The 23809-nt window shown below is 70.5% G+C and carries 18 protein-coding genes; 11 read left to right on the top strand and 7 right to left on the bottom strand.

The genetic code is table 11. The features are described from left to right. Positions 1-380: 380 nt before the first annotated feature. The 3 genes from ABD841_RS27415 to ABD841_RS27405 are packed head-to-tail and all read right to left on the bottom strand — an operon-like array spanning position 381 to position 5612. Positions 381-1634 carry a mannosyltransferase family protein gene (locus ABD841_RS27415; RefSeq protein WP_344977826.1) on the bottom strand — a complete coding sequence of 418 codons (1254 nt, stop codon included), beginning with the start codon at positions 1632-1634 and terminating at the stop codon, positions 381-383. Positions 1635-1647: 13 nt separating this feature from the next. Next, positions 1648-2955 carry a glycosyltransferase family 87 protein gene (locus ABD841_RS27410; protein WP_344977824.1) on the bottom strand — a complete coding sequence of 436 codons (1308 nt, stop codon included), beginning with the start codon at positions 2953-2955 and terminating at the stop codon, positions 1648-1650. Continuing rightward, positions 2952-5612: a transglycosylase domain-containing protein gene (locus ABD841_RS27405; RefSeq protein WP_344977822.1), complete on the bottom strand. Its 2661-nt coding sequence runs from the start codon at positions 5610-5612 to the stop codon at positions 2952-2954. Before ABD841_RS27405 ends, ABD841_RS27410 begins: the two co-directional genes overlap by 4 nt. 607 nt (positions 5613-6219) lie before the next feature. Between ABD841_RS27405 and ABD841_RS27400 the strand changes: the two genes are divergently transcribed. Both ABD841_RS27400 and ABD841_RS27395 read left to right on the top strand, forming a co-directional pair. Next, positions 6220-6903: a PadR family transcriptional regulator gene (locus ABD841_RS27400; RefSeq protein WP_344977820.1), complete on the top strand. Its 684-nt coding sequence runs from the start codon at positions 6220-6222 to the stop codon at positions 6901-6903. A gap of 32 nt (positions 6904-6935) precedes the next feature. Further along, positions 6936-8015: an inositol-3-phosphate synthase gene (locus ABD841_RS27395; RefSeq protein WP_344977818.1), complete on the top strand. Its 1080-nt coding sequence runs from the start codon at positions 6936-6938 to the stop codon at positions 8013-8015. Between the two features lie 233 nt (positions 8016-8248). Here ABD841_RS27395 and idi read toward each other — a convergent pair whose 3' ends face one another. Further along, entirely contained in the window at positions 8249-8830 is a 582-nt protein-coding gene (idi, locus tag ABD841_RS27390; protein ID WP_344977816.1) for an isopentenyl-diphosphate Delta-isomerase, read from the bottom strand. Positions 8831-9019: 189 nt separating this feature from the next. Here idi and ABD841_RS27385 point away from each other — a divergent pair, with 189 nt between their 5' ends. Further along, a complete protein-coding gene (locus ABD841_RS27385) occupies positions 9020-10318 on the top strand; it encodes an MFS transporter (protein ID WP_344977814.1) in 1299 nt (432 codons plus the stop codon). On the opposite strand, the gene ABD841_RS27380 is transcribed toward ABD841_RS27385, so the two are convergent. Together ABD841_RS27380 and ABD841_RS27375 are read right to left on the bottom strand one after the other, a co-directional pair. Continuing rightward, positions 10272-11561 (bottom strand): adenosylmethionine--8-amino-7-oxononanoate transaminase, encoded by a 1290-nt coding sequence (locus ABD841_RS27380; protein WP_425582046.1) that lies wholly within the window; start codon positions 11559-11561, stop codon positions 10272-10274. The two genes, ABD841_RS27385 and ABD841_RS27380, sit on opposite strands and share 47 nt — an antisense overlap. A gap of 61 nt (positions 11562-11622) precedes the next feature. After that, positions 11623-13032, bottom strand: coding sequence for a CCA tRNA nucleotidyltransferase (locus ABD841_RS27375; RefSeq protein WP_344977838.1), 1410 nt, complete (start codon positions 13030-13032; stop codon positions 11623-11625). A 160-nt stretch (positions 13033-13192) separates the two neighbouring features. Between ABD841_RS27375 and ABD841_RS27370 the strand changes: the two genes are divergently transcribed. The 8 genes from ABD841_RS27370 to trxA all read left to right on the top strand — a co-directional run bounded on the left by ABD841_RS27370 (position 13193) and on the right by trxA (position 22640). Further along, positions 13193-13714: an aminoacyl-tRNA deacylase gene (locus tag ABD841_RS27370; protein WP_344977812.1), complete on the top strand. Its 522-nt coding sequence runs from the start codon at positions 13193-13195 to the stop codon at positions 13712-13714. A 46-nt stretch (positions 13715-13760) separates the two neighbouring features. Further along, the gene (locus ABD841_RS27365) at positions 13761-15905 is read left to right on the top strand and encodes a DUF6049 family protein (protein WP_344977810.1); all 2145 of its coding nucleotides are present in this window, start codon (positions 13761-13763) and stop codon (positions 15903-15905) included. A gap of 51 nt (positions 15906-15956) precedes the next feature. Beyond that, positions 15957-17561 (top strand): murein biosynthesis integral membrane protein MurJ, encoded by a 1605-nt coding sequence (murJ, locus tag ABD841_RS27360; protein ID WP_344977808.1) that lies wholly within the window; start codon positions 15957-15959, stop codon positions 17559-17561. A gap of 195 nt (positions 17562-17756) precedes the next feature. Beyond that, complete coding sequence (locus ABD841_RS27355) at positions 17757-19274, top strand: protein kinase family protein (RefSeq protein WP_344977806.1); 1518 nt, start codon at positions 17757-17759, stop codon at positions 19272-19274. A gap of 113 nt (positions 19275-19387) precedes the next feature. After that, positions 19388-20035, top strand: coding sequence for an RNA polymerase sigma factor SigM (sigM, locus tag ABD841_RS27350; protein WP_344977804.1), 648 nt, complete (start codon positions 19388-19390; stop codon positions 20033-20035). Beyond that, a complete protein-coding gene (locus tag ABD841_RS27345) occupies positions 20025-20933 on the top strand; it encodes a zf-HC2 domain-containing protein (RefSeq protein ID WP_344977802.1) in 909 nt (302 codons plus the stop codon). Before sigM ends, ABD841_RS27345 begins: the two co-directional genes overlap by 11 nt. Before the next feature lie 422 nt (positions 20934-21355). Next, complete coding sequence (gene trxB, locus ABD841_RS27340) at positions 21356-22291, top strand: thioredoxin-disulfide reductase (RefSeq protein WP_344977800.1); 936 nt, start codon at positions 21356-21358, stop codon at positions 22289-22291. A 25-nt stretch (positions 22292-22316) separates the two neighbouring features. Next, positions 22317-22640 carry a thioredoxin gene (gene trxA / locus ABD841_RS27335; RefSeq protein WP_344977798.1) on the top strand — a complete coding sequence of 108 codons (324 nt, stop codon included), beginning with the start codon at positions 22317-22319 and terminating at the stop codon, positions 22638-22640. Positions 22641-22984: 344 nt separating this feature from the next. On the opposite strand, the gene ABD841_RS27330 is transcribed toward trxA, so the two are convergent. Continuing rightward, positions 22985-23605, bottom strand: a complete 621-nt coding sequence (locus tag ABD841_RS27330) for a GNAT family N-acetyltransferase (RefSeq protein WP_344977796.1) — start codon at positions 23603-23605, stop codon at positions 22985-22987. Positions 23606-23809: the final 204 nt, after the last annotated feature.

The following is a 23809-nucleotide window of genomic DNA, read 5'->3' as shown; positions in this document are numbered from 1 at the left end:
GAACCCGTGCCGGTTCTCACCCGGGAACCCGTGCCGGTTCTCACCCGGGAACCCGTGCCGGTTCTCACCCGGGAACCCGGAGAGCGTCGCGAGAGACCCGGGAGCCCGGGGAGCCGAGAGCCCGGCGGGAAGGTCTCACTCGGGAGCGCCCGGGAAGAGGCCCCGGCGGAGAGATCCCGCCGGGGAACCCGGAGAGCCCGGGAAGTCGTACGGCCCGGGAAGCCATACGGCCCGTGATACGGCCCGCGGAAACCGGGGAGCCTGTGGAAAAGTCCCACCGAAGAGACGCTCCCGCGCATCTCCGGCCCGCTTTGTTCCACAACCTGTGGATAACTTCCTGGGATTACTTCTCGCCGAAAGTGGGTAAGGGAAGCACCCGCTCACCCCACCCAGGCACCGTCGGCGAAGGTGAGCGTGTTGAGCGCCATCAGCGGGCCCGCCACCAGTGCGTAGATCACGATGACCCATTTCCGCCATGGCTCGGGACCGGTCGAGGCCCTGGCGAGCAGCAGGAAGAGCGGCCACCACAGCAGCGCCGAGCGCGGGATCGACAGGTAGTAGGCGGAGCAGAGCAGGGCGCCCACCTGCAGCCCCACGTAGACGAACTCGCTCCACCGCCGCAGGTAGAGCAGGACGAGGACGAGGACGAGTCCGACGACCGCGCCGGCGATCTCCAGCCGGAACGCCCAGGCGAACCGTCCCTCGCCCATGGCCGAGTTCCACGTCGTGATGAGCGACTCCCACGGCCACACCATGTGCCGTCCCCACCCGGCCTCCTGTGCGTGCTTCCACGCCAGCCAGTCGCCGGTGCGGGAGTACTGGTAGGCGGAGTAGAGCACCAGGGGCGCGAACGGCGGCAGCAGCCACACCGCCCGCCGCACGGGCTGCCTGCGGGTGAAGAACTCCACGATCAGCGCCAGGGCCAGGAACAGGCCGGTGATCCTCATGCAGGAGGCGCCCGCCGCCAGGGCGGCGGCGAGCGGCCAGCGCCCCTGGCGCGCCGCCAGCCAGGCGGGGACGGCGAAGGCCAGGAACAGCGACTCGCTGTAGCCCGCGAACAGGAAAACCGCCATCGGCCAGAGCAGGAGCCCCAGCACGGCGCGCCAGCCGGCCCCCGGCGGGCCCTCGAACTCGGCCAGCCTGGCCAGCGCCACCATCGCGACGCCGCCGGCCACGAAGGAGATCAGCAGACCGGCGAGCGTCCAGTCGCCCACCAGGGGATACACCGCGCGGAGCATCAGCGGCATCCCGGGGAAGAAGGCGGGCAGGCCCCTGTCGGGGTCGCGGGCCGGGTCGCCGTCGTACCCGTGCTCGGCGATGGTGACCAGGAGGCCGGCGTCCCAGTGCTTCCAGCGCTCCAGGAACGGCGGCGCAAGCGCGTCTCCCTCCATCATCGCCTGGGCGCCGACGACGGTCAGGACGATGATCCCGAGCCGCGAGCTCAGCCAGAGCAGCAGCGCGTCCAGGGCGGTGTCGGTGGCGTCCGGCCCGGTGGTGGCGTCCGCGGGCGGGGGCCCCTTCCGGTGCTCCCGGCCCGTGACACCGTCCAAGCCGTCCAAGCCGTCCCTGTCGTCCCGTTCACCCCGTTCGTCTCGGTCGTCGGCCGAGCGGGAGCCCTCGCTGAACGAACGCACACTGCCTCCGCTGCTAGGCCGGCGCGAGCCGGAACCGGTCCGGTGCCCCGTCGAAGACGCCTCCCGCCTGGTCGTCGATCCCGTCCTGCCTGACCATGTCCTTGTCGGGCCGCAGGATGTCCCGCACGACGAACGCCACCATGATCAGGATGGTGATGACCCGTCCCCAGACGGCGGTGAAGTAGGTGTCGCCGGCGATGCCCAGGGCCTCCTTGCCGGGCTGCAGGCCGACCAGGTAGAGCCAGATCGCGAAGAAGTACCAGCACTCGGCGACCTGCCAGAGTGCGATCGGCTTCCAGTTGGGCCGGGCCAGCGCCGCGAAGGGGATCAGCCAGAGCACGTACTGCGGCGACCACACCTTGTTGGTGATCATGAACGCGGCCAGCGTGAGGAAGCACAGTTGCATCAGCCGGGGGCGGGTCCGGGCGGTCAGGGTCAGCACCGCGATCGCCACGCAGCACGCCAGGAGCGAGACGACGCCCAGGGTGTCGAGGCGGTCTGCGTCGCCCAGGATCGGCCACTGCTTCTGGTTGAAGAAGTACCAGATCGAGCCCCAGTCGGCCCGGCGCTCCTGGCTGAAGACGTAGAACTTCTTCCAGCCGTCGAAGGCGTGGTACATGACCGGGACGTTGACGACGAGCCAGGCGCCGGCCACGCCGCCGATCGTCTGCAGGAACTCCCGCCACTTCCCGGTGCGCAGCGTCAGCAGGAACAGCGGGCCGAGGAACATCAGCGGGTAGAACTTGGTGGCGATCGCCAGGCCGAGCAGGATGCCCGCCAGCCACTGCTTCCGCTTCGACCAGGCCAGCAGCCCGGCCAGGGAGAGGGCGCCCGCGGCCAGGTCCCAGTTGATGTAGGCGGTGAGGATCAGCGAGGGCGCCAGGGCGTACCAGAGCGCGTCCCAGCGGCGGGTGGGCCCGGCCAGCGCGGCCATCAGCAGCACGCCGACGATCAGGCAGATCGCCATCAGGGCGACGGTGAGGTCGTAGAAGACCGTCCCGGGGTCGCTCGTCGGGGTGGCGAGCCGGCGGAAGAACTCCATGATCCCGCCGATCCCGACGGGATACTCGACCGGGTAGCCGAAGTAGGGGATCTTGCCTTCGTTCAGCTTCTCGTTCCACCACAGCGGATAGATGTCGGTGTAACAGAAGTTGGTGAACTGGAGGGTCCCGTCGTTCCACGCGCCGCCGACGCGGCACGGCCACTTCCAGAACCAGGCCAGGACCGCCCCCAGCCCTGCGAACAGGGCCAGGGGCACGTACGGGACCACCCGGGAACCGGCCTCGGGCAGCGAACCTCGCAACGCCTGGAGGGCCTTCATCGCGAGCGTCGCTCGCTCGTCGTGGACGGCGGCGGGATCGCCGCGCCGAACGCGCCGTTGTCGTTGATCTCGCCGTTCCCGTTCCCGTTCCCGTTGTCCCAGCCGTCGCCGGTCGCGTCACACGAGCCGTCCCAGGGCAGGCACTCGCGGCCCTCGGGTTCGTCCTGCTCGCCGCCCTCGTCGCCGCCCTCGTCGGTCGGCCAGCCGCCGTCGTCGCCGCCGTCGTCGTCGAAGGTGGCGGTCGGCGTCGGGCTGGGCGTCGGGCTGGGGGTGACCAGGTTGTGGGCCGTCCCGGTGTTGGCCCGCGGCGGGAACTGCACGACCTCGTCCTTGGCGGTCGCCGCGGCCATGTAGTCGTGCCAGATCTGGGTCGGGGTGCTGCCGCCGCCGATGAAGGAGGGCATGGACTCCTCCTTCCACAGGATGTCCGAGTCCTTGATCTTCTTGCTCGGCAGGCCGGACTTGTCGACCTTGAGCTTGCGCGTCCCGGACTTGTTGTAGGGGACGTCCTTGGACATGCCGACCGCGGTGACGAGCTGCGGGGTGAAACCGACGAACCAGGCGTCCTTGAAGTCGTTGTTCGTACCGGTCTTGCCGGCCACCGGCCGCGTGCCGAGGTTGGCGGCGCCACCGGTGCCGCCCTTGACCACGGCCTGGAGCGCGACGGTCGTGTCGGCCGCCGACTCGGGGCTGATGACCTGCCGCTCCTGGGCCTGCTCCTTGAGCACCACGGTGCCGTTGGAGTCGACCACCTTGACGACGGTGTGCCAGTCGGTGTGCTTGCCCTCGTTGGCGAAGATCGAGTAACCGGCGGCCTGCTCGACCGCGGTCACCGAGGCGCTGCCGATGGTGACCTGGTGCTTCTGGTGCTCGACGGCGTAGTCGACGCCGTTCTTGCCCTGGTAGATGGGGTTGTTCTTGGCCCTCTCGCCGACCCCGGCCTCCTTGGCGATGCGCGCCACCTCATCGAGCCCGACCTCCTCGCCCATCTGGACGAAGGCCGTGTTCACCGAGCTGGCCATGGCCTTGATCATGTTGACCGGGCCGTAGTTGACGAAGCCGGAGTTGCTGATCGGGGTGAGGCCCGGCAGCTTGATCGTGGCCCGGCCGTCGACGTAGCTGTCGAGCGACTTGCCGCTCTCCAGCCAGGCCGCGAGCACGTAGGGCTTGAACGCCGACGCCGCCTGCTTGATGGAGTCGAAGGCCCGGTTGTTGAAGTCCTTGATGAAGTTGTCGCCGCTGTAGAAGGCGAGCACCCGGCCGTTCTTCGGGTCGACCGAGGCCAGCTGGGCGTGGATGGTCGGGTCGAGGTTCGCGGTGCGGGCCTTCACCGCCTTCTGGGCCTCCTTCATCATCTTCTCGTCGAAGGTGGTGTAGACCTTGAAACCGCCGGTCTCCAGCGCCTTCCGGTTGATGCCCCGCCCCTCGAGCTCCCGGAAGACGATGTTGAGCATGTAGCCCCGCAGGCCGGCGAAGGTCTCCGAGACCTTGATCTTGGCGAAGTTCTTCTTCAGGTCGTCGAAGGAGCTGTTGGCGTACTTGCCGTACTTGGCGGGGTCCATCTCCGCCATGTTCTTCAGTGCGGCGTGGAAGCGCTCCTTGGTCGCGGCGTAGTTGCCGTCCTGCTCCTGGCGGTCGAAGGCGTCCGGGTTCTGGATCCGGCCGGCCAGGTAGGCGCCCTCCTGCGGGGTCAGGTCCTCGACGTCCTTGTTGAAGAACGCCTTCGAGGCGGCCTGGATGCCGTACGCGCTGCGGCCGAAGTAGATGGTGTTCAGGTAGCGCTTGAGGATCTCGTCCTTCTCCAGCGTCCTACTGATCTTTACGGAGACGAAGATCTCCTTGATCTTGCGCTGGATCGACACCTCCTGGCTGAGGCCGTCGTAGTAGTTGCGGGCCATCTGCTGGGTGATGGTCGAGGCGCCCTGGAGCTGGGCGCCGCTGACCGTGCTCCAGACCGAGCGGGCCATGCCCACCAGGTCGATGCCGCTGTCGGTGCGGAAGGTCTTGTTCTCCAGCGCGATCACCGCGTCCTGGACGTGGACGGGGACCTGCTTGATCTCCACCGGGGTGCGCTTGACACCGTAGCGGGCGATCGCGGTCTTGTTGTCGCGGTAGAAGATGACGCTGCCGCGGTCGTCGACGCTGTCCTGCGCGGTCGTGGGGACGGGCGTGTTGGCGTAGGCGACCGCGATCATGCCGAAGACGCCGGCGGTGAGGACCACGAAGCCGGCCACGACGACCTTCCAGCTGGGCAGGAAGCGTTTCCACCCCCTGCGCCCAGGCTCGTCGTCGTCATCGTCGCCGGGACCCCGCCCGGAGGGGCCGCCCGGACCACCGGGACCGCTCGGGCCGCGCCCGGCGCGGCGCCTGGAGCGCCCGCCGCCCTCACCCGGACCGGATCCACCGGAGCGCCCGCCGCCCTCACCCGGACCGGATCCACCGGAGCGCCCGCCGCCCGGCTGGGCGGCGAGCATCGCCTGGGTGTCCTCGAAGGCGGCCTCGGGGCGCCGGCCGGAGGGGTCGGTGTCCTGCCGGCGCACGCCGCCGACCGGGACTCCGTCATGCCGGGGCGCGCCGCCGACCGGCCCGGCGCCGCGCGGGGGCGCTCCGCCGTAGGGCATGCCACCGGACGGGGGCGCGCCCGCGGGGTGCTGCATCACGACGGTGTGGGAGTCGCCCCCCGGCGGCTGCGGCCGCCCCTGGGGCGGATCCCAGTGCGCGCCGCCGGTTTGGGCCCCCGGAGACGGGGGAACTGCACGGGGAGCGGCTCCTGGGCTTGAGCGACGGCGCCGCCCCTGACGAGCCGACCCATCGGCGCCCTCCTGGCGCCTGTGCGGCTCCGGGTCATTGCTGTGGCTGTAACTCACGCGTCCTCGTTCGGTCATCGGGGTCTACGACGGCGTGCAGGCGGGCGAGATTACCGCCTCATCGTAGGTGATCTCGTCGCCTTGGCTAGGTGGTGGCCGACCTATTCGGGTGGATCTCCATTACCGGGGACGAACGAGATCGTCAGGTGGTTCTGGAAACAACCTTGGCAGACCTCTCCCGGACGGACGCGGGATTCCCCGTAATGGAAATGGGGCCAAGCCATGCGGGGGTCATGCCCCACCTCCGCCTGCCGTGACCACATACGCGTCACACTACGGCTTTTTGCTGTTTGCCCCCAACCTCTTGGGAAAGTCGTTGATTGCAGTCCTATGTTGGTCAGACGTATCCTGCAGATGTATCGGCTCGATACATCGACGCGAGAGGTGGTGATTTCCAGTGGCCGGTGGACGTGGCGGGGTCCTGGAGCTTGCCGTGCTCGGGTCGTTGCACGAGACCCCGCTACACGGCTACGAGCTGCGCAAACGGCTCAACGCGCTGCTCGGCATGTTCCGGGCGTTCTCCTACGGCTCGCTCTACCCGTGCCTGCGCCAGCTACTGGCCGACGGGCTCATCGTCGAGGACGGCGGCCCCGAGACGGCCAAGGCCGCCGCGGAGAGCCCCCTCCCAATCCCGAGCCGCCGCTCGAAGATCGTCTACAGGCTGACGGCCGAGGGGAAGGAGCGCCTGCAGGCGCTGCTCACCCAGGCCGGCCCGTCCGCCTGGGAGGACGAGAGCTTCGGCGTGCACTTCGCCTTCTTCAGGCACACCGAGGCCGAGGTGCGCCTGCGCATCCTCGAAGGGCGCCGCAGCCGGTTGGAGGAGCGTCTCGACGCCGTGCGCACCGCCCTGGCCCGCACCAGGGAGCGGCTGGACAGCTACACACTCGAGCTCCAGCGTCACGGCCTGGAGTCGGTCGAGCGCGAGGTGCGCTGGCTGAACGAGCTGATCGCCACCGAGCGGCGGGCGTCCCCGGCGGGTGAGGCGCCGCCGGCCGGGCGGGAGGGGCGAGAAGAAACGTCCCGGGCGTCCGCGCCCGGAGCGGATGACCCGGGGCGGCGCACCGCCTCGGATGACAACTGATGACCACTCATAAACAAAGGGGAGCGAGTGCCATGGGTTCGGTGCGTGTAGCCATTGTCGGTGTCGGCAACTGTGCCGCGTCACTCGTGCAGGGCGTGCACTACTACAGGGACGCCGACCCCGGCACCCGGGTGCCGGGCCTGATGCACGTCAAGTTCGGTGACTACCACGTCGGCGACGTCGAGTTCGTCGCGGCGTTCGACGTCGACGCCAAGAAGGTCGGGCGCGACCTGTCCGAGGCGATCGTGGCGTCGGAGAACAACACCATCAAAATCTGCGACGTGCCGCCGCTGGGCGTCACCGTGCAGCGCGGCCACACCCTGGACGGCCTCGGCGAGTACTACCGGGAGATGGTCGAGGAGTCCGACGAGGCCCCGGTAGACGTCGTCCAGGTCCTCAAGGACGCCGAGGTCGACGTGCTCGTCTCCTACCTGCCGGTGGGTTCGGAGGAGGCCGACCGCTTCTACGCCCAGTGCGCCCTGGACGCCAAGGTCGCCTTCGTCAACGCGCTGCCGGTGTTCATCGCCTCGGACCCGGTGTGGGCGCAGAAGTTCGTCGACGCCGGTGTCCCGATCGTCGGCGACGACATCAAGTCGCAGGTCGGGGCGACCATCACGCACCGCGTGATGGCCAAGCTGTTCGAGGACCGCGGGGTCGAGCTGCTCCGCACCTACCAGCTGAACTTCGGCGGCAACATGGACTTCATGAACATGCTGGAGCGCAAGCGCCTGCAGTCCAAGAAGATCTCCAAGACGCAGTCGGTCACCTCCCAGATCCCGCACGAGATGGGCAAGGCCGACGTGCACATCGGCCCCTCGGACCACGTGCCGTGGCTGGACGACCGCAAGTGGGCCTACGTGCGCCTGGAGGGCAGGTCCTTCGGCGACACCCCGCTCAACCTGGAGTACAAGCTGGAGGTGTGGGACTCCCCCAACTCCGCGGGCATCATCATCGACGCGGTCCGCGCCGCCAAGATCGCCCTCGACCGGGGCATCGCCGGCCCGATCCTCTCGGCCTCCTCGTACTTCATGAAGTCCCCGCCGGAGCAGTACTCCGACGACGAGGCGCGTGAGTACGTGGAGAAGTTCATCCGCGGCGAGGTCGAGCGCTGAGCGGCCACCGGACCGGTCCCGGGCGGGCACCGCGCGCCTGATCAGGATCAAACACGTTTCGAACGAGCACCGCCGAAGGCCCTCCGTCCGCACCCGCGGACGGAGGGCCTTCACGCGTCGGCGCGGAACCGGGCCGGGCCGGGGTCGGCACGGGACGCGGAGCCGCGGGATCGGCGGGGCGGCGCGTCAGCGGGCGGCGGGCGGCAGGTCCGCGGGGTCGGCGGAGCGGCGCGTCAGCGGGCGGCGGGCGGCAGGTCCGCGGGGTCGGCGGGGCGCCAGGCGAGCGGGTCGGCGCCGCGCTCGGCGAGCTGGGGAACCTGCTCCCGGCACCACGGGGAGATCGCCAGGCGGTCGCCGAGAACCTCGTCGGCGAACTCCTTCCACGACATCCAGCGGACGTCGTCGACCTCGTCGGGGTTGGGCACCGCGTCGGCGGCGACGACCACCCGGTAGACCGGGCACAGTTCCCGCTCGACGACGCCGTTGTCCATGACCGCGCGGTAGGAGAAACGCGGCAGCACCAGGTCGACCTTGAGGGCCCGCAGGCCGAGCTCGTGGGAGAGCCGGCGGGTCACCGCGTCCGGCAGCGGCTCGCCGGGCAGCGGATGGCCGCAGCAGCTGTTGGTCCACACCCCCGGCCAGGTGATCTTGTGTGACGCCCGGCGGGACAGGAGCACCCGGCCGTGATCGTCGAACACGTAGCTGGAGAAGGCCAGATGGAGAGGCGTGTCGGGGCCGTGCACCGTGGCCTTGGCCGCTGTGCCGATCGCGTTTCCGTCGGTGTCGACGAGCACGACGAGTTCATCAGCTGTCACCCGATCGAGGGTACGTGATCATGTCGACCTGCAGGACCCCCTCGGCGATACGTAGGCAAAGGTCGGGAATGGTGGCCGGCGCACACCGGGCAGGGATGTTCCGCGCCCGGCGGCCTGAGTGGAGTGGCCGACACACATCAGGGATGTTCCTGATGCCTGCCGGTGGGCCGTCACGCGTAGGCTGAGCGCGTGTCATTCGTATCCGATCTACGCGTGGTCCTGGAAGGTCGGGACTTCCGGCGGCTGTACGGGACCCGCCTGGTCTCGCAGTTCTCCGACGGGATCTTCCAGTTCGCGGTGGCCGGATTCGCGTTCTTCAGCCCGGAGAAGAGCACGAGCGCCGCGCAGGTCGCCGCGGGCCTGGCCGTGCTGTTCCTGCCCTACTCGATCCTGGGCCCCTTCGTCGGGGTGTTCATCGACCGCTGGTCCCGCCGGCAGATCCTGGTCTTCGCGCCGCTGGTCCGCGGGACGCTGCTGCTGGCCGTGGCGGGGCTCGTCGCCGCGGAGGCCCCGGACGCGATCTTCTACGGCACGGCGCTCGGCGTGCTCGGCGTCAACCGGTTCTTCCTCGCCGCGCTGGGGGCGTCGCTCCCCCACGTCGTCCCGGCCGAGCGGCTGATGGTGGCCAACGCGGTCACCCCCACCTCCGGCACCGTGCTCACCTTCGTCGGGGTGGGCGTCGGCTACCTGCTCCGGATGCTCTTCGGGGCCGACCACCGCGGCACGGCGGCGCTGCTGGTCATCTCCGGCGTCGTCTTCGGGCTGAGCGCGATCATCGCCAGGACGATGGACAGGCGGCTGCTCGGCCCCGCCTACGACCCGGAGCGGCCGCAGGCCCGCGAGGCGGTACGCCACGTGCTGAGCGGCCTGCTCGACGGCGTGCGGCACATCGTCCACCACCGGTCCGCCGCCGCGGCGATGGGGGCGATGGCCACCCACCGGTTCATGTACGGCATGTGCACGGCGATGCTGGTGATGCTGTCGCGCTACTACTTCGCCGAGAACTCCGAGGACGCCCTGAACGCGGCCACCCTGGTGGTCGCCACCTCGGGGGTCGGCTACTTCCTGGCCATCCTCGTCACGCCGTGGGCGACCGAGCGCTTCACGATCGAGCGGTGGGTGCCCGCCATGCTGGTCACGGCCGGGGTGCTGACCCTGGCGCTGGGCGCGCCGTTCCGGCAGTGGGGCTTCGCGGTCGCCGGCCTCGTGCTCGGCGTCGCCGGGCAGAGCATCAAGATCTGCGCCGACACCGCCGTCCAGCGCGACGTCGAGGACGCCTACCTCGGCAGGGCGTTCTCGATCTACGACATGCTCTTCAACGGCACCTACGTGCTGGCCGCGGCCGTGGCGGCGGCCATGCTCCCGGCGGACGGCAAGTCGCTGGTCGTGCTGGCCGTCATCACCGCCGGATACCTCGCGGGCGCGGTGGTCTACCGCGTCGTCACGCCGGCTCGAGCGCCCGAGCCGCTGCCGTCATCGCCGTCGTGATCCGCCGGAGGTCGTCACCGACCGAGTAGGGCGGCATCGTGTAGACGAGCCGCCCGAACGGGCGCAGCCAGACGCCGTGCCGCATGACGACCTCCTGGACGGCCCGCACGTCCACGGGCTCGTGGGCCTCGATCACCCCGATCGCCCCGAGCACCCGCACCTCCCGCACCCCCGGCTCCGCCGCGGCCGGCGCCAGGCCCGCCGTCAGGCCGGCCTCGATCCGCCTGACCTCCTCGCGCCAGGGACGCTCCCGGAGCAGCTCCAGGGAGGCGTTGGCGACGGCCGCGGCCAGCGGGTTGCCCATGAACGTCGGCCCGTGCATCAGCACCCCGACACCCCGTGCCACGCGCTCGGTGCACAGCGTCGCGGCGAGCGAGAGGTAACCGCCGGTCAGCGCCTTGCCCAGGCACATGATGTCGGGCCGGATCCCGGCGTGGTCGCAGCCGAACAGCTCCCCGGTCCGGCCGAACCCGGTGGCGATCTCGTCGACGATCAGCAGCACGCCGTACTCGTCGGCCAGCTCGCGCAGCAGGCGCAGGTAGGCGGGGTGGTAGAAGTGCATGCCGCCCGCGCCCTGGACGACCGGCTCCACGATGATCGCCGCCAGCTCACCGGCGTGCCGGGCGACCAGCTCGGCCAGCCGGCCGGCGTACCCCTCGTCGAACTCCCGGGGCGGGCGCTCGGCGAACACGTGCTCCGGCAGGACCCCGGAGAACAGGTGGTGCATCCCGTTGACCGGGTCGCAGACCGACATCGCCCCGAAGGTGTCACCGTGGTAGCCGCCCCTGACGGTGAGCAGCCGGCTTCTCCCGGTGAGCTGGAACGCCATCTTGATGGCGACCTCGACGGCGACCGAGCCGGAGTCGGCGAGGAAGACCTTCGGCAGCCCCGTCATGTCGGCGAGCGTCCGGGCCAGCCGCACGGCGGGCTCGTGGGTGAGCCCGCCGAACATGACGTGCGCCATGTCCTCCAGCTGGGCCGTGAGCGCCCGGTTCAGCACGGGGTGGTGGTAGCCGTGGATCGCCGCCCACCAGGACGACATCCCGTCGACCAGTTCCCGCCCGTCGGCGAGCGTCAGCCGGACCCCCCGCGCGCGGGAGACCACGTACGGCGGCACCGGCTGGGGTACGGCGGCGTAGGGGTGCCACACGTGCTCACGGTCGAGCCCGGCGACGTCCGGGCCCGCGAGGGGGCCCGCGAAGGCGTCCGGCCCCGGGCGCTCCCCGGAGGCGGCCGGCCCCACCGCGGGACCGGCAGAGGCGGCCGGCCCCGCGGGGGCGTCCGGCCCCGGGCGGCGGGCGGGCTCAGGCGGGGCGCTCAGCGGCCACCCCGTTCTCCCGGGCCCACTCCGCGAGGGCCTGCGTGGCGGCCTCCTTGCCGATGACGCCGCGGTCGAGGCGCATCTCCAGCAGGAACTTGTAGGCGCGCCCCACGAGCGGGCCCGGCGGAATGCCGAGGAGCGCCTGGATCTCGTTGCCGTCGAGCTCCGGACGGATCTTGCCCAGTTCCTCCTCCTCGGCCAGCCGGGCGATGCGCTCCTCCAGCTGGTCGTAGGTCTGCGACAGGATCTGGGCCTTGCGCCGGTTGCGGGTGGTGCAGTCGGCGCGGGTCAGCTTGTGCAGCCGCTCCAGCAGGTGCCCGGCGTCGCGGACGTAACGGCGCACGGCCGAGTCGGTCCACTCGCCCGTGCCGTAGCCGTGGAAGCGCAGGTGCAGCTCCACCAGACGGGACACGTCGGTCACCACGTCCTTGGGGAACCTCAGCTCCGACAGGCGCTTCCTGGCGAGCTGGGCGCCGACCACCTCGTGGTGGTGGAAGGAGACCCGGCCCCCGGGCTCGTGGCGGCGGGTCTTGGGCTTGCCCACGTCGTGCAGGAGCGCGGCCCAGCGCAGGATCCGGTCAGGGCCGTTCTCCTCCAGGTCGATCGCCTGCTCCAGCACGATCAGCGTGTGCTCGTAGACGTCCTTGTGCCGGTGGTGCTCGTCGATCTCCAGCCGGAGCTTGGGCAGCTCGGGCAGGACGTGCGCGGCGAGCCCCGAGTCGACGAGCAGCTTCAGCCCCTCCCGGGGGTGGTCGCCGCAGATGAGCTTGTCCAGCTCCTCGCGGATCCGCTCGGCGGAGACGATGTCGATGCGGTCGGCCATCGCGGTCATCGCGGCGAAGGCCGCGGGATCCACGGTGAAGCCGAGCTGGCTGGCGAACCGGGCGGCGCGGAGCATCCGCAGCGGGTCGTCGTCGAAGGACCGCTCCGGGGGGCCGGGGGTGCGCAGCACCCGGGCGTGCAGGTCGTCGAGGCCGCCGTGCGGGTCGACGAACTCGCGCGACGGCAGGCGCAGCGCCATGGCGTTGACGGCGAAGTCGCGCCGGGCCAGGTCGCCCTCCAGGGTGTCGCCGTAGGCGACCTCGGGCTTGCGTGAGGCCGGGTCGTACGACTCGCTGCGGTAGGTGGTGATCTCCAGCATCCACCCGTCCTTGCGCACCCCGACCGTGCCGAAGTCGATGCCGATCGTCCAGACGGAGTCGGCCCAGTCGCGGACGAGCTCCAGGACCGCCTCGGGGCGTGCGTCGGTGGTCAGGTCGAGATCGTTGCCGATCCTGCCCAGGAAGACGTCGCGGACGGAGCCGCCCACGAGGGCGATCTGGTAGCCCTTGGCGGCGAAAAGGTCGCCGAGCGCGTCGGCGACGGGCGCGATTTTCCGGAACAGTCCGGCCATGCCGTCGCGCTGGCTCTGGGTCAGATTTGAAAGGGACAAGCCGGGTAGGTCCTTCGGTTACGGAACATGTTCCCCCGCGGGGATACACCTGAAGCGATCACCAGGTTACGGTCAGTCAGGAGAACCTCGGGGGCCGTGCGTCGAGGCAAGGAGCACATACATGAAGGACGCCCTCGCGATCCACCGCTGGCTCCTCGCACACCAGGTCCATCATGAGATCGTACGCCTTCCGCGCGCGATGACGTGCGCCGACGAGCTTCCGGAGGTGCTGTCCGCGAACCCCGCGGTCTGCGTGGGCGTAACGGTCTACGAGGTCACGACGCGAATCGGCCACGAGCCGGTGGCGGTCGTCACCTCGGTCGGATCCCCTCCGCGTCCCGGCGTGGTCGGCGGCGTCCTGGGCGCCCGCCGGGTCCGCCAGGCCCCGGACTACACGGTCAACGCCGCCACCGACTACGCCGCGGGCCTGGTCTGCCCGCTGCTGCTGCCCGACGGGCTGACCGTGCTGGTGGACGAGCGACTCACCGGTACCGCCATGCCCGTCTACACCCCGACCGGGGAGCGCCGCACGGCGCTCCTGATACGCGCCGATCACCTGCTCACACTGGTCTCCGGGAAGATCGTCGATCTGACCCGGTCCGGCCTCCGGCGGGAGCCGACGACCTTTCCTCTGGCCGGATAGGCCATAGCATTGCGGGCGTGCGCCGTACTCGACCCATGGCCGGCACGTGATCCACATCCACAAGGCCGCGCTGCTCGCCGTACTCACCACCACGCTGCTCACGCCGGCGGCCGTGGCGGTTCCGGGTGCGGCGAACGCCCAGACGACCACGGTGAGCCGCCTGAACCCCCAGCTCACGCTGGAGGAGATCGGGCCGGACGTCCCCCGTGAGCCGACCACCGAGATCAAGGTGGCCGGCTCCCTGGTCAACGCGGGCACCGAGACCCTCACCGGCCTGCGCATCCAGATGCGCTACGCGCAGCAACCGTTCACGCAGCGGGCCGAGATGGACGCCTACCTGGACGGGCAGGGCCTGCAGCCGGGCGCCTGGCGCGACCAGCGCTACATCCAGGCGCCGATCACCCCGTCGGGCAAGATGCCGTGGGAGTTCACCTTCACCCCGCAGCTGCTGGGTTTCCCCCGCTTCGGCGTCTACCCGATCATGATCGAGGTGCTCGACTCCTTCGGGCAGCAGGTCGCCACCCGGCGCACCGTGGTCACCTACATGCCCCGGGGGACCAGGGTGACGCGCACCAAGCTCTCCATGGTGCTGCCGATCGTCGACCAGCCCCGCAGGAGCGACGACGCCACCTTCGCCGACGAGAGCCTGCCCGCCGCCATGGCGGCCGGCAAGCGGCTCGGCGACCTGCTCAAGATCGCTCAGGACACCGCCTCCGCCAAGGGCCTCACCTGGGTCGTCGACCCCGCCCTGCTCGACGACGCGAGAGCGATGGGCAAGCCCCACACGCTCCGGGTCAAGGACCAGACCCAGCGGCGCCCCGCGAACGCCGAGGCCGCCACCTGGCTCGACGACCTCCGCACGGCCCTGGCCGACCACCCCGTCGTGGCCACGCCGTACGCCGACCCCGACGTGACCGCGCTGGCCCACAACGGCGTCGACGACATCGCCGGAAGCGGGATCGAGGCGGCCAGGACCGTCGCCAGGGAGACCCTCGGGCGCGACGTGATCACCAACGTGAACTGGCCGGTCGGCGGCATGGTCGACTACGACGCGCTGGACCTGCTGGCCACCAGCGGCGTCGACACCGTGCTGCTGAACGTGCTCAACCTGCCGCCGGTCCCGCCCCCGGCCACCACGCCCGACGCCTCGGCGACCCTGGAGAGCGTGAACGGCACGGTCACCGCCCTGGTCGCCGACGCGGCGCTGAGCGAGACCGTCGGGGCCGACACCTCGGCGCCCGGCGCGGCGCTGGCGAACCGCCAGCGGTTCATCGCGGAGACCGCGATGATCAGCGCGGAGCCCGTCGCCGGCGCGCGGACCGTGATCGCCGTCCCGCACCGCCGCTGGGACCCGGACCCCAAGTACGTCACCGACCTCGTCGAGACGGCCGCCTCGCTGCCGTGGCTGGCGCCCGCCACCCTCGACACGGTCAAACGCGGCAAGAGCGCCGCGACGCGGCGGGCCGACCTCACCTACACCGCCGACGACCGGCGCCGGGAGCTCGGCAAGCAGTACATGACGAGCGTCAGGAAGGTCGGCGCCCGCGCCGACCTGACCTCGGCCATCACCAGCGCCTCGGACGTCGACGTGTTCGGCCTGGCCATGCTGCGACTCGCCTCCTCCGCCTGGCGCGGCAAGACCGACGCCGCGGCGCCGTACGTCCAGCAGGTCGGGGCGGCGGTCGACAGCCGGATCGCCAAGGTCGCCATCACCGGCACCGAGCAGTCCCGGCTGCGCACCCTGGCCGGCACCAACGGCGACGTGCCGATCAGCGTCCGCAACGAGCTGGAGGGCCCGGGGAGCCAGGTCATGGTCCGGCTCAGGGTCACCTCCGACCAGCCGAACCTGCTGAAGATCGAGCCGTACGAGGCCGACAGCGAGCCGATCCTGATCCAGGGCGGCCAGAACCGGATCATCCCGGTCCAGATGACCGCGACCGCCAGCGGCCAGACCACCGTGACGGTCCAGCTCACCACCGCAGACGGCCGCAAGTACGGCGTGCCGGTCGAGCTGACCGTGCGGACCACCGGGTACACGGGGATCGCCCTGGTGATCGTGGGAGCGGCCCTCGCGGTGATGCTGGCCGCCGTGGTCCTGCGCGTCCTGCGCCGGCGGCGGGGGCGCCGCGCCGCCGCGTCCCCGGCCCCCGGGACCGGGCGGGCGCCCGAACCGGCCGCCACCGAGTCCTGAGCCCCGGGCCGTCGAGCACCGGGCTGTCGAGCACCCAGCGGAGGAAAGCGCATGAGCAAGGTCCTGCGTGCGAGCGCGATCATGGCGGCGGGGACGATGGTCTCCCGCGTCACGGGTTTCGTCCGCACGGCGGTGCTCGCGGCGGCCATCGGGACCTTCGCGCTCGGCGACGCCTACAACATCGCCTACACGATCCCGTTCGTCCTGTTCGACTTCCTCATCGGCGGGATCCTGAGCAGCGTCGTGGTGCCGATGATCATCCGGCGGCAGAAGTCCGACCCCGACGGGGGCCGCGCCTACGAGCAGCTGCTGATGACCCTCGGGACCGTCGCGCTGACGGTGGTCGCGGCGGTCGCGGTGGCGCTGGCCGAGCCGTTGATCGGCCTCTACAGCACCGGCTGGGGCCCCCGGCAGACCGAGGTCGCGGTCACCCTCGCCCGGTACATCCTGCCGATGATCGCCTTCTTCGGGATCGGCGCGATCGCCGGCGCGATCCTCAACACCCACGACAGGTACGCCGCCCCGATGTGGGCGCCGGTGCTGAACAACATCGTGATGATCGGCGTCGCGGTCGCCTACTACGTGATGCTGGGCGAGGCGGGCGCGGACATCGACACGGTGACGGATGCCGACCTGGCGCTGCTCGGGCTCGGCACCACCGCCGGGATCGTCACCCAGTGCCTGGTGCTCGTCGTCGCCCTGCACCGGGTGGGCTTCCGGTTCCGGCCGAGGTTCGGCCTGCGCGACGCCGGGCTCGGCGAGATGGGCCGGACCGCCGTGTGGACCTTCGCCTACATCGGGGTCAGCCAGGTCGGCTTCGTGATCACCAACAGGCTCGCCACCGGCGCGGGCGAGCAGGCGCCCGGCGCGGGCATCGCCGCCTACTCCTACGCCTACCAGTTCTTCCAGCTCCCGTACGGGATCATCGCGGTCTCGGTGATCACCGCGATGCTGCCCAGGATGACCCGGGCGGTGACCGACGGGCGGCTCGACACGATCGGCGAGGAGTTCTCCTCGGGGGTGCGGCTGGTCTCGGTGCTGATGGTCCCGGCGGGGCTGCTGCTGATGGTGCTGGGCCCCGCGGTGACCGTGCTGATCTTCTCCTGGGGCACCATGACCGTCGACGCGGCGGTCTACATCGGCAACGTGCTCCAGGTCTTCGGGCTGGCGCTGGTCCCGTTCTCGACCTTCCAGCTGCTGCTGCGCGTCTTCTACGCCTTCGGCGACACCCGCACGCCGGTCTTCCTCGCCGTCGGCAACGTGACGGTGAACGCGGCGCTCAGCACAGTGGCCTACTTCACCCTGCCGCCCCGCTACATCGTGATGGGCCTGGCGCTGGCCTTCACCGTCGCCTACGTGACGGGCACCGCGGTCGCGTGGGTCCTGGCCGCCCGCCGCGCGGGTGGCCTGGGCGGACGCGCGGTCGCCACCGGGCTGTCACGCATGTACCTGGCCGCGTTGCCGGCCGCGGCGGTCGCGCTGGGCGTCCTGTGGTTGACGGAGGAACTGACCGAGCTGAACGCGCTCAGCGCGGCCGTCATGCTGGCGGCGGGCGGCGGAGTCGGTATGGTTCTTTACTTGGCGATCGCCCATCGGATGCGCATCCCCGAGGTGAGTTCGATCGTTGGAATGGTGGCAGGACGGGTAGGCCGGTAAGCCAAAGACTTGTCCCAAGCGTCTGACAAGGCGAACACGGGCGGAACCGGTGCGGGACTACCATGGTGCGACGCGTGTGGTGACATGCGGCTAATGGAAGCAGGAGGGCGTGGGCGGATCCACCCGGCATCATGTGATGTGTCTTGATGTGCCGACCAGGCGGGGTGCTGTCGTGTTCTCAGGTGCGGGGCGTTCATGAGTTCCCCCTCCGTCGAGCCCGGCACCAAGCTGGCCGAGCGTTTCAGGCTGGAAGACCGCGTCCACGAATCGGGCGGGGCCACGCTGTGGAAAGCCATCGACGAGGTGCTCGCCCGCCCCGTCGCGGTCCACACCTTCGACGCCGACTTCCCCCGCCTCAACGAGGTGGTCACGGCCGCCCGCGCGGCCAGCCGGCTGACCGACCCCCGGCTCACCCAGGTCTTCGACGCCACCGAGGACGACGGCCGCGCCTACGTCGTCAGCGAGTGGGTGAGCGGCGAGAGCTTCGGTGACATGATCGCCGGTGGCCCGCTCGACCCGGAACGGGCCGCGGCGATGGTCGCCGAGGCCGCCGAGGCGCTGGCCCACGCGCACGAGGCGGACATCGCCCACCTCTGCCTGAGCCCCGAGCACCTGGTCTGGACCGCGGGCAACACGGTCAAGCTGCTCGGCCTGGGCGTCGACGCCGTGCTCGCCGACGTCATGAGCGACGACCCCGCCCGCGCCGACGCCGAGGGCCTCGGCCGCCTGCTGTACGCCGGGCTGACCGGTCACTGGCCCGGAGACGAGCAGCACAGCGGCGGGCTGCCCATCGCGCCCATGGATGACAGCCACTTCTGCACGCCGCGGCAGGTCACCGCGGGCGTCCCCAATTACCTCGACACCATCACCTGCCGGACGATCCTGCCCGAGACCAAGCGCGCGCTGGAGCCGCTGGTCACCCCCGCCGAGGTCGCCGAGGCGCTGTCGTCGGTGGCGCGGCCCACCCCGCTGCCGATGCCGGCGCCGATGCCCATGACCTCGCTGCCGGTGGCGGCCTCCCCCTCGGAGGGCCTCGGCACCGCGGCGCCCCAGCGCCCCGCGCCCACCCCGCCGCCGTTCCCGCCGCCGCACCACCGGCCCGCCCCCGCCAGCGGGGGGACGGTCAACAAGGTCGTCATGACCGTGGTCGTGCTGCTGGTGATGGTGGCCGTCGGCCTGGGCGCCTGGACGCTCGGCCGCAGCATCGGCAACGCCGGCACCCCGGAGGCCGGGCAGACCCCCACCCCCACCCCCACCGTGGCCGTCGCCACCCGCTCGGTGAAGCCCGCCACGGTCACCGGCTTCGACCCGCTGGGCGACAAGGAGGAGCGCGGCGAGCTGGCCTCCAACGCGGTCGACGGCAAGGAGTCGACCGACTGGCACTCCGAGTCGTACGACTCGGCCGACTTCGGGCGGCTCAAGGACGGCGTCGGGCTCCTGCTGGACATGGGCGAGAGCATGCCGATCAAGGAGGTCTCGATCGACTTCGGCGGCGGCTCGGGCGGCGCCGCGGAGCTCAGGCTGGGCGACGCGCCCGAGCTCGGCGAGCTGTCCGTGGCCGAGAAGTTCGGTACGGCCGCGGGCAAGAAGACGTTCACCGCGGAGACCCCGAAGAAGAGCCGCTACGTCCTCGTCTGGTTCACCAAGATGCCCACCTACCAGGGCAAGCTTCGCGGGCAGGTGTTCGAGGTGAAGATTCTCGCCGCCAAGTGACGCCAGTGCGATTTGATCTGTTTTACCCATCTCCTTGCAGATCATTGGAGAATTCATGGCACCATCTATCCCGTAGTGGTGTTCCCCCGGACCGGCATAGCAGGACTCTCCTTGTGAATTCCCCACCCGAGACCCCGCCTGCGGCGGCGCAGCAGAAGGCGAAGGCCCCCGTGCCCGACGCCGAGCTGCTGACCCGCCACATCGCCGGGGATCCGCACGCTTTCAGTGAAATAGTCAGGCGGCATCGAGACCGCATGTGGGCGGTCGCCCTGCGCACGCTGGGCGACCCCGACGAGGCGGCCGACGCCGTTCAGGACGCCTTCGTCTCGGCCTACCGCAAGGCCGGGAGCTTCCGCGGCGAGGCGGCCGTCACCACGTGGCTGCACCGCATCGTGGTCAACGCCTGCCTCGACCGCATGCGCAGGAAATCCGTGCGCCCGGTGGCCGACGACGAGCTCGTCGAGGCCGCGGAGCGCGACACCCCGGTGCTCGACCAGACCGCCGACCGCGAGGTCTCCATGGAGGTGTCGGCGGCGCTGAAGCTGCTGCCGGCCGACCAGCGGGCCGCGCTCGTGCTCGTCGACATGATGGGGTACTCCGTCGAGGACGCGGCACAGGTGCTCGAAGTGCCGAGCGGCACGGTGAAAAGCCGGTGCGCGCGCGGCCGGGCGAAACTCGCCCCGATTCTTTCTCATCTACGGAACCGTTCCAACCTGTCTCGCGTCTCATCCGCGAAGGGAGCAGAACTTCGTGACGGGTGATACGCACTACGACCTGGAGATCCTGGCCGAATTGGCCGAGGGTCTCCTCGACACCGCCACGGCCATGCAGGTACGCGAGCATCTTGCGATCTGCGATCCCTGTGGCGAAAGCCTCGCCGACCTCGCAGCGGTCCGTGAGGTGCTCGCGGCTACGCCCACCCCGGCGATGCCGATGGGGGTCGCGCTCAGGATCGACCGTGCGCTGGCGGCCGAGGCCGAGAGCTTCCGTGGAGGTGGAGTTGGGCTGGTGGAGGCACCGGCCTGGGACGACATAATGCGCGACGCGCCCTGGGAGACGGCCTCCCGCGGGGAGCCCGCGCCCTGGGAGAGCGTCCCTCTCCCCGTGCCGGAGCCCGCGCGAGAGCCGGAGCCCGAGCCGGTGCGGCTGGGGATCGTCGGTGACGACGGCACCATCGTGCCCGCCAGGAGGCGCAAGGCGGCTCGACGGCGCCGGTGGGCGATGCCCGCCGCGGCGGCGGGCGTGGCGGCGGCGGTGATCGGCGCGACCGTGGTGGCGACCGGGACGCTCACCGCGTCCGGCCCGGCACAGGTCCAGGAGTTCGCTCAGCCGGCTCCGTCGGACACGGTCCAGTACGCGCTGACCGACAGCAACTGGAACTACACCGACGCCGAGCTCCGCGGCTCGCTGCTGGACTACATCGGTCCGGTGACCATGAGCGGCGACGCCACCGAGAACGCGAAGATCGACCAGTGCGTGCGCCAGGTCTCGGCGAAGGTCGGCAAGTCCCCCTTCGCCGTCGACCAGGGTTACTACAACGGGCAGGAGGCCAACATCCTGCTCTTCTGGCACAACCAGGCCAAGAACACGGTGCGCGTCCACGTGGTGGGCCCGCAGTGCGACGACGTGCGCAAGCCCGGCCTCGCACGCTGGAAGTGACCGGCGCGGAGCGGCCCCCGAGGTGAGCTCCGGGTCTTCCCGGAGAAGGCCCCGTCGGCGTGGGAGGCCCGGCACGGAGACATCCGTGCCGGGCCTTCCGTTTCCTTCCGGCCGTTCCTCCGGGGGAGCGGCCCGGTCCCGTACGGGAGGCGCGGTCCGGGCAGAACGTTCCGGCCGCCCGCGGATGCGGCCCGCTCCGGGTAGCGGTCCGGCGCGGACGGTTGCGATCCGCTTCCGGGCAGGGGGTGGCCCGGTCACGTACCGGGCGGCCTGCCCCGGCCTGGGAACGATCTTTCTCCCCCCGGGTTCCACCTGGGGATATGCCGCCCTCCACCGGCGAGTGCGCCGCGGCGCCCGGCGGGAATCACAGACGCCTAGGATCTGTTGACGCCGTTGGCAACGACCGAGGGAAAGGCACAGCAGTGACAGACGTCCGGAATGTAATCATCATCGGGTCAGGTCCCGCCGGTTACACATCGGCGGTGTACTCTGCGCGCGCCGACCTCAAGCCCCTGGTCTTCGAGGGGTCGGTCACCGCAGGCGGCGCCCTGATGAACACCACCGAGGTGGAGAACTACCCGGGCTTTCCCGACGGCATCATGGGCCCCGATCTCATGGACGGGATGCGCAAGCAGGCCGAGCGGTTCGGCGCGGAGCTGGTGGCCGACGACGTGATCGAGGTCGACCTGACCGTCACCCCCAAGGTCGTCAAGACCGCCTCCGAGACCTACCTCGCCAAGTCTGTCATCCTGGCCACCGGCTCCGGCTACCGCGAGCTGGGCGTGCCCAACGAGAAGCGCCTGTCGGGCCACGGCGTGTCGTGGTGTGCCACGTGTGACGGCTTCTTCTTCCGCGGCCAGGACATCGTGGTCGTCGGCGGCGGCGACACCGCCATGGAGGAGGCCACCTTCCTGACCCGCTTCGCCGGCTCGGTGACCGTCGTGCACCGCCGTGACGAGCTGCGCGCCAGCAAGATCATGCAGGACCGCGCGTTCGCCAACGAGAAGATCCGCTTCGTCTGGGACAGCGAGGTCGTCGACGTGCTGGGCGACGCCAAGGTGAGCGGTGTGCGCGTGCGCAACGTCAAGACCGGCGAGGAGAGCGAGATCGCGGCCACCGGCCTGTTCATCGCGATCGGGCACGACCCGCGCACCGAGCTCTTCAAGGGCCAGGTCGAGCTCGACGACGAGGGCTACATCAAGGTCGACGCCCCCTCCACCCGGACCAACCTGGACGGCGTCTTCGCCGCGGGCGACGTCGTCGACCACACGTACCGCCAGGCGATCACCGCCGCGGGCACCGGCTGCGCCGCGTCCCTCGACGCCGAGCGCTGGCTGACCGAGCACAACGACAAGTGACGCCGAGACAGGGAGAACGAGAACCTTGGGCAGCATCAGGAACGTGACCGACGCCGACTTCGAGGCCGAGGTCCTCAAGAGCGACAAGCCCGTGATCGTCGACTTCTGGGCCGAGTGGTGCGGCCCGTGCCGGCAGGTCGCGCCGATCCTGGAGGAGATCGCCAGCGAGCAGGCGGACAAGCTGAACGTCGTCAAGCTGAACGTCGACGAAAATCCGTCTACTACCGGCAAATACGGCGTACTCCAGATTCCCACCCTGAACGTCTATAAGAACGGAGAGGTTGTGAAGCAGATCATCGGCGCCAAGCCGAAGGCCATGCTGCTTCGCGAGCTCGAGGGCATCATCTAGCCCCCTGCGGCCTGTCGCACCCCACAGCGCCATGCCGTACCACCGCTTCCGAGCGGCACACCCACCCACGGGAAAGCCCCCCGCCGCACGGCGGGGGGCTTCTCCATGTCGTGGGAAGGGCTCGTGGCTCGTGGCTCGTGGCTCGTGGCTCCGAGAAGGTCGTGGCTCTGGGAGAAGGCTCGGGGGGGAGGGCTCGGGCCGTCTCGCGGGAGGTCCTCCCGCGGCCCGGACCGGCGGACGGGGAAGGGCTCCCGGGACCGTCCCGGACGGCACATCGGATAAGGCCGGACCCGCAACGCCCGGTGAGGCCGGACCGATACACCCCGTAGAGGCCCCAGATCGCCTCAGACCGGCCGCAGGGCCCGCTCCGGGCTCATGGAGCCGAGGAGCCTCTCCAACGCCACCTCGACGTCCTCACGCCACGAGACGGCGTTCTTCAACTCCAGGCGGAGACGGGGGAAGCGCAGGTGCGGCCGGACCGTCTTGAACCCCACCGAGAGCAGGTAGTCGGCGGGCATCAGGCACGCGCCGGGCTGCTCCCACTTCAGGTCGCCGAACGCCTCGATCGCCCGCACCCCGCGCCGCGTCAGGTCCTTGGCGACGCCCTGGACCAACATCCGGCCCAGACCTCCGCCGGAGAACTCGGGGATGATGTGCGCGGTCATCAACAGCACCGCGTCGGCGCTGACCGGAGAGGTGGGGAACGCCACCGAGCGCGGCACGTAGTGCGGCGGCGCGTAGAGCACGAACCCCGCCGCCACGCCGTCCACATAGACGATCTTGCCGCAGCTGCCCCACTCCAGGAGTGTGGAGGAGATCCACGCCTCCTTCTCCAGGCCCGGATCACCCGCCTCCATCGCCCGGTTCCCGTTGACGGGATCGAGCTCCCAGAAGACGCACCGGCGGCAGCGGTGCGGCAGGTCGTCGAGATTGTCGAGGGTGACGTTTGCCAGCCGACGCGACACCTGTTGGCCCCAATCCTGGCGAGACGAGTGCAAGCCATGGCGAAAAACGCGCGAAAACGGCGCCTTCAGCTGGCATCGTAGCCCAGTGCGGGCCGTTGTTTCAGGGTGTCCCGTTCTCCCACGCGGGCGGCTGCACTCCTTGATCGACACCATGAATGGCCGGATGTTGTCTCGTCCCCCCACGCAGGCGACTACGAGCACTGA

The sequence above is a fragment of the Streptosporangium fragile genome, from assembly GCF_039534445.1.
Lineage (GTDB): Bacteria > Actinomycetota > Actinomycetes > Streptosporangiales > Streptosporangiaceae > Streptosporangium > Streptosporangium fragile.
Note: the sequence above shows the minus strand (reverse complement) of the source record. Positions and strands in the feature narration are given on the sequence as shown.